Below are 4,784 nucleotides of genomic sequence, written 5' to 3'. Positions count from 1 at the left end.
AACGGCCGCCGGGTTCCGGTTCGCCGCGCGGGTGCCCGCGGGCGGGCGCCCCGAGACGGCGCGCACGGTGCGCTTCCCCGCGGCCCGGTTCGCTTTCGACTGGTCTGCCGGGAGACGCCGTTGGCTGGTGAGCATGGACGGGCGGGCGGCCGTGACCTCGGACGGGACGCGGCTCGGCGCGGCGACGGTCGTCATCCAGTACGTCGCCGTGGAACCCTCGCGCTTCCACGACAAGCTCGGCAGCACCACTCCGCTGTCGCGCACCGTCGGCTCGGGGCGGGCCGTGGTGCTGCGCGACGGGCGGGCGTACGACGCGCGGTGGGAGCGGCCCGGCGCCGAGGACGGCACGGCGTTCACGGCGGGCGGGAAGCCGCTGGCGTTCGCGCCGGGTCAGGTGTGGGTGGTGTTCGCGAAGAAGTGACGCCGGCCGGTCAGGCGCGGGGCGCGGCGAGCGGCTCCGTCGGGTGGCGCAGGCCTTCCGCCGCGTCGCTGACCCGCTGGATCAGGTCGAAGAAGACCGTCTGTTCCTCGGCGCTCAACGGGGCCAGGAAGATCTGGTTCATCCGCGCGGTGCGCACCGTCAGCTTCTTGTGCGTGCGCAGGCCTTCCGGGGTGAGCCGCAGCAGCCAGCGGCGCCCGTCGTCCGGGTCGCGCACCTTGTCGAGGAGGTCGCGCCGGGTGAGCCGGCTGATCACCTCGGCGATGGTGGACCGGTCGAGGCCGACGCGCTCGCCGACCGTGCGCTGGTCGAGGCCCGGCTCGGCCACCAGGGCGTTGAGGACCGCGAACTGCGGTGACGTGATCTCCTCCGAGACCATCGTGTTCCACAGCAGGTAGTGCGCCTGCTGGAGCCGCCGGGCGAGGTGCCCGGGGTGGGTGGTCAGGTCCACCGCGGCCATCGCGGTCCTCCGGTCTGCGTCGACGACTTCTCGCTGTTACGTAGCTGTACTGAGCAATGCTATCCCTCGACGAACACCCTTGACGGGCAAGTTGCCCGGTGGCAACGTGTGGCCCGTTCAGTAAATGCTCAGTGCGCTGAGCAATTCGAGAGGCAGGTTCCCGACACATGGACAAGGTGGTCGCCACGGCCGCGCAGGCCGTCGCCGACGTCGGGGACGGCGCGTCCTTGGCAGTCGGCGGTTTCGGCCTCAGCGGCGTGCCGAACGTACTGATCGCGGCGCTGTACGCCCAGGGCACCACTGGGCTGTCCGTGGTGTCGAACAACTGCGGCGCGATGGACTCGGGCCTCGCGGTCCTGCTGAGCGCGGGCCGCATCGCCCGGGTCACCGGCTCGTACATCGGCGCGAACAAGGAGTTCGCCCGGCAGTACCTGGCCGGTGAGATCGAGGTCGAGATGATCCCGCAGGGCACTCTCGCGGAGCGGCTGCGCGCGGGCGGCGCCGGCATTCCCGCGTTCTACACCCCGGCCGGGGTGGGCACGCAGGTCGCGGACGGCGGGCTGCCGTGGCGTTACGACGGATCCGGCGGCGTCGCGCTCGCCTCGCCGCCCAAGGAGGTCCGCGCCTTCGACGGCGTCGAGTACGTCCTGGAGCACGGCATCCGCACCGACTTCGCCCTGGTACGGGCGGCCCGGGGCGACCGGCACGGGAACCTGGTGTTCAACAAGTCCACGCGGAACTTCAACCCCCTTGCCGCGACGGCCGGGAGGATCACGATCGCCGAGGTGGAGGAGCTGGTCGAGCCGGGCGGGATCGAGCCGGACGCGGTGCATCTGCCGGGGATCTTCGTGCAGCGCGTCGTCGCGCTCACCCCCGAGCAGGCCGCCGACAAGGGAATCGAGAAGCGCACGGTGTCGGGAGGCGGTCGGTGATGGCCTGGACCCGTGAGGAGATGGCCGCGCGCGCGGCGCGCGAGCTGCGCGACGGCCAGTACGTGAACCTCGGCATCGGCCTGCCGACACTGATACCCAACTACCTTCCCGGGGACGTGGAGGTGATCCTGGAGTCCGAGAACGGCATCCTGGGCACCGGGCCGTACCCGACGGACGACGCCGTCGACCCGGACCTCATCAACGCCGGCAAGGAGACCGTCACGGTCCTGCCGGGCGCCGCCTTCTTCGACTCGGCCCTCTCCTTCGGCATGATCCGCGGCGGCCACATCGACGTCGCCGTGCTCGGCGCCATGCAGGTCTCGGCCCGCGGCGACCTCGCCAACTGGGCGGTGCCCGGCAAGATGATCACCGGGATCGGCGGGGCGATGGACCTCGTCCACGGCGCGCGCACCGTCCTCGTCACCATGACGCACACTGCCAAGGACGGCACGCCGAAACTCGTCGAGGAGTGCTCGTTGCCGCTGACCGGCAAGGGCTGCGTCGACCGTGTCATCACCGATCTGGCGGTACTCGACGTGGGCGAACAGGGCCTGACGCTGGTCGAGTTGGCGCCCGGCGTGACGGCCGACGAGGTCCTCGCCAAGACCGCTGCCGCGGTGCACGTCCCCGAGGGCCCGACCTCGTCCCGGAACGCCGAGCCACGTCAAGAACCGGAGGTTTCCTCATGACGCCCACGCAGGCCGACATCGACGCGGAAGTGGCGGCCGCGCACGCCGCGTACGAGAAGCGCCTCGCCGACGGCGGGCCCGTCGAGCACCAGCCGCGCCGCGACTACGCCCCCTACCGCTCCTCGGTCCTGCGCCACCCCCGGCAGCCGCCGATCGCCATCGACGTGACGAAGGACCCGGAGCTGGTCGAGCTGGCCTCCCCCGCCTTCGGCGAGCGGGACGTCACGGCGCTCGACAACGACCTCACCAAGCAGCACGCCGGCGAGCCGATAGGCGAGCGGATCACCGTCCAGGGCCGTCTCCTCGACCGCGCCGGACGGCCGGTGCGCGGACAGCTCATCGAGATCTGGCAGGCCAACTCGGCCGGCCGCTACGCCCATCAGCGCGAGCAGCACGACGCCCCGCTCGACCCGAACTTCACCGGTGTGGGGCGGACGTTGACGGACACCGAGGGCCGCTACCGCTTCACCACCGTCCAGCCCGGCCCCTATCCGTGGGGCCAGCACGTCAACGCCTGGCGTCCGGCGCACATCCACTTCTCGATGTTCGGCACGGCGTTCACGCAGCGGCTCGTCACGCAGATGTACTTCCCCGCCGATCCGCTGTTCCCGTACGACCCGATCATCCAGTCCGTGACCGACGACTCGGCGCGCCGGCGGCTCGTCGCGACGTACGACCACGGCCTGTCCGTGCCGGAGTTCTCGATGGGCTACCACTGGGACATCGTGCTGGACGGACCCTCCGCCACCTGGCTCGAAGAAGGGCGCTGAGCAGCAGCCATGACGAAGATCGACACGAGTGACCCGGCGAACGCGCTGCCCACGCCGTCCCACACCGTCGGCCCGTTCTACGGCTACGCACTGCCCTTCCCCGGTGGCGGTGACATCGCGCCGGCCGGACACCCGGACACCCTCACCGTGCAGGGGCACGTGTACGACGGCGCGGGCGGTCCGCTGCCCGACGCCTTCGTCGAGGTGTGGGGCGCCGATCCCGAGGGCCACGCCCCGCAGGTCACCGGCTCGATGCGGCGCGATCCGGCGAGCGGCGGCCATCTCGGGCGCAACGGCGTGGAGTTCACCGGCTGGGGCCGCGTCCAGACGGACGCGGACGGCCATTGGTACGTCCGCACGCTGCGCCCCGGCGCCCGCGGGAACAGCGCGCCGTACCTGAGCGTGTGCGTGTTCGCGCGCGGCCTGCTGGTTCACCTCTTCACCCGGATCTACTTCGCGGCCGACGACGCGGCGCGGGCCGCCCTGGACGCCGACCCGCTGCTCGCGCAGGTCGACGCCGGGCGGCGCGACACGCTGATCGCGCGGCGACAGGCGGACGGCACGTACCGTTTCGACATCCGCCTTCAGGGCGAGGGCGAGACGGTCTTCCTGGAGTTCACGTGACCCTGTTCGACCCCGGCACCGAGGACGCGCCCGCCGAGCGCACCACGTCCGAAGAGGCTTTCCTGCAGGCCCTGTTGGACGCGGAGGCCGGGTTGACGCGGGCGCAGGCCTCGCTCGGGCTCGCGCCCGCGGCCGCCGCGGACGCGGTGTCGGCAGCGGCCACGGCCGCCGCCTTCGACGTCCGGGACCTCGCACGACGGGCCCGCGCGGGCGGCAATCCGGTGATCCCGCTGGTCGCCGACCTGACGGCGGCGGTACCGGCGGAGCACGGGCCGTACGTCCATCGCGGCGCGACCAGCCAGGACGTCCTGGACACGGCGCTGATGCTGATGACGGCGCGGACACTGGACGCGCTGCTGCCCGAACTCGACGCCATGGAAAGCGCGCTGGCGCGGCTCGCCACCACGCACCGGGACACCGTCATGCCGGGTCGCACGCTCACCCAGCACGCCGTACCGACGACGTTCGGGCTCAAGGCGGCCGGATGGCGGTCCCTGGTGCTCGACGCCCGGGACCGGCTGCGCGGCGTCCGGGCGGCGCTGCCCGTCCAACTGGGCGGTGCGGCAGGCACCTTGGCGGCCTTCGCCGCATACGGGGCCACCGACCCCCTCTCCCTCGTGGCGGCGTACGCCCGAGAACTGTCGCTGACCGCACCGCAGTTGCCGTGGCACGTGCTGCGGACCCCGCTCGCCGATCTGGCAGGGGCGCTCGCGTTCACCGCCGGGGCGCTCGGCAAGGTCGCCGAGGACGTGCTGACGCTGTCGCGCACCGAGATCGGCGAACTGGCCGAGGGCACGGGCGGCGGGTCCTCCGCCATGCCGCACAAGGCCAACCCGGTGCGGGCCGCGCTCGTCGCCGCGGCGGCCCGGC

The 4,784-nt window shown here is 72.5% G+C and carries 7 protein-coding genes; 6 read left to right on the top strand and 1 reads right to left on the bottom strand.

What is annotated here, in order from left to right; all coding sequences use genetic code 11:
* Nucleotides 1-421, top strand: a 421-nt coding sequence (locus G3I40_RS20035) for a DUF3048 C-terminal domain-containing protein (protein WP_203644439.1), incomplete at its 5' end; no start/stop codon positions are given.
* Between the two features lie 10 nt (nt 422-431).
* On the opposite strand, the gene G3I40_RS20030 is transcribed toward G3I40_RS20035, so the two are convergent.
* Nucleotides 432-899: a MarR family transcriptional regulator gene (locus G3I40_RS20030; RefSeq protein WP_164303516.1), complete on the bottom strand. Its 468-nt coding sequence runs from the start codon at nt 897-899 to the stop codon at nt 432-434.
* A gap of 167 nt (nt 900-1,066) precedes the next feature.
* On the opposite strand from G3I40_RS20030, the gene G3I40_RS20025 reads away from it, so the two are divergent.
* The 5 genes from G3I40_RS20025 to G3I40_RS20005 form a co-directional block, all read left to right on the top strand.
* Nucleotides 1,067-1,831, top strand: coding sequence for a CoA transferase subunit A (locus G3I40_RS20025; RefSeq protein ID WP_164303515.1), 765 nt, complete (start codon nt 1,067-1,069; stop codon nt 1,829-1,831).
* The gene (locus G3I40_RS20020) at nt 1,831-2,520 is read left to right on the top strand and encodes a CoA transferase subunit B (protein ID WP_164303514.1); all 690 of its coding nucleotides are present in this window, start codon (nt 1,831-1,833) and stop codon (nt 2,518-2,520) included. Before G3I40_RS20025 ends, G3I40_RS20020 begins: the two co-directional genes overlap by 1 nt.
* Nucleotides 2,517-3,290, top strand: coding sequence for a protocatechuate 3,4-dioxygenase subunit beta (gene pcaH, locus G3I40_RS20015; protein WP_164303513.1), 774 nt, complete (start codon nt 2,517-2,519; stop codon nt 3,288-3,290). Before G3I40_RS20020 ends, pcaH begins: the two co-directional genes overlap by 4 nt.
* 9 nt (nt 3,291-3,299) lie before the next feature.
* The gene (pcaG, locus tag G3I40_RS20010) at nt 3,300-3,914 is read left to right on the top strand and encodes a protocatechuate 3,4-dioxygenase subunit alpha (RefSeq protein ID WP_164303512.1); all 615 of its coding nucleotides are present in this window, start codon (nt 3,300-3,302) and stop codon (nt 3,912-3,914) included.
* A partial coding sequence (locus tag G3I40_RS20005) for a lyase family protein (protein ID WP_164303511.1) occupies nt 3,911-4,784 on the top strand: 874 nt, incomplete at its 3' end. The genes pcaG and G3I40_RS20005, both read left to right, overlap by 4 nt.

This window comes from Streptomyces sp. SID14478 (assembly GCF_010548525.1).
In the GTDB taxonomy this organism is placed as follows: domain Bacteria; phylum Actinomycetota; class Actinomycetes; order Streptomycetales; family Streptomycetaceae; genus Streptomyces.
This window is presented reverse-complemented; position numbering and strand designations above follow the sequence as displayed.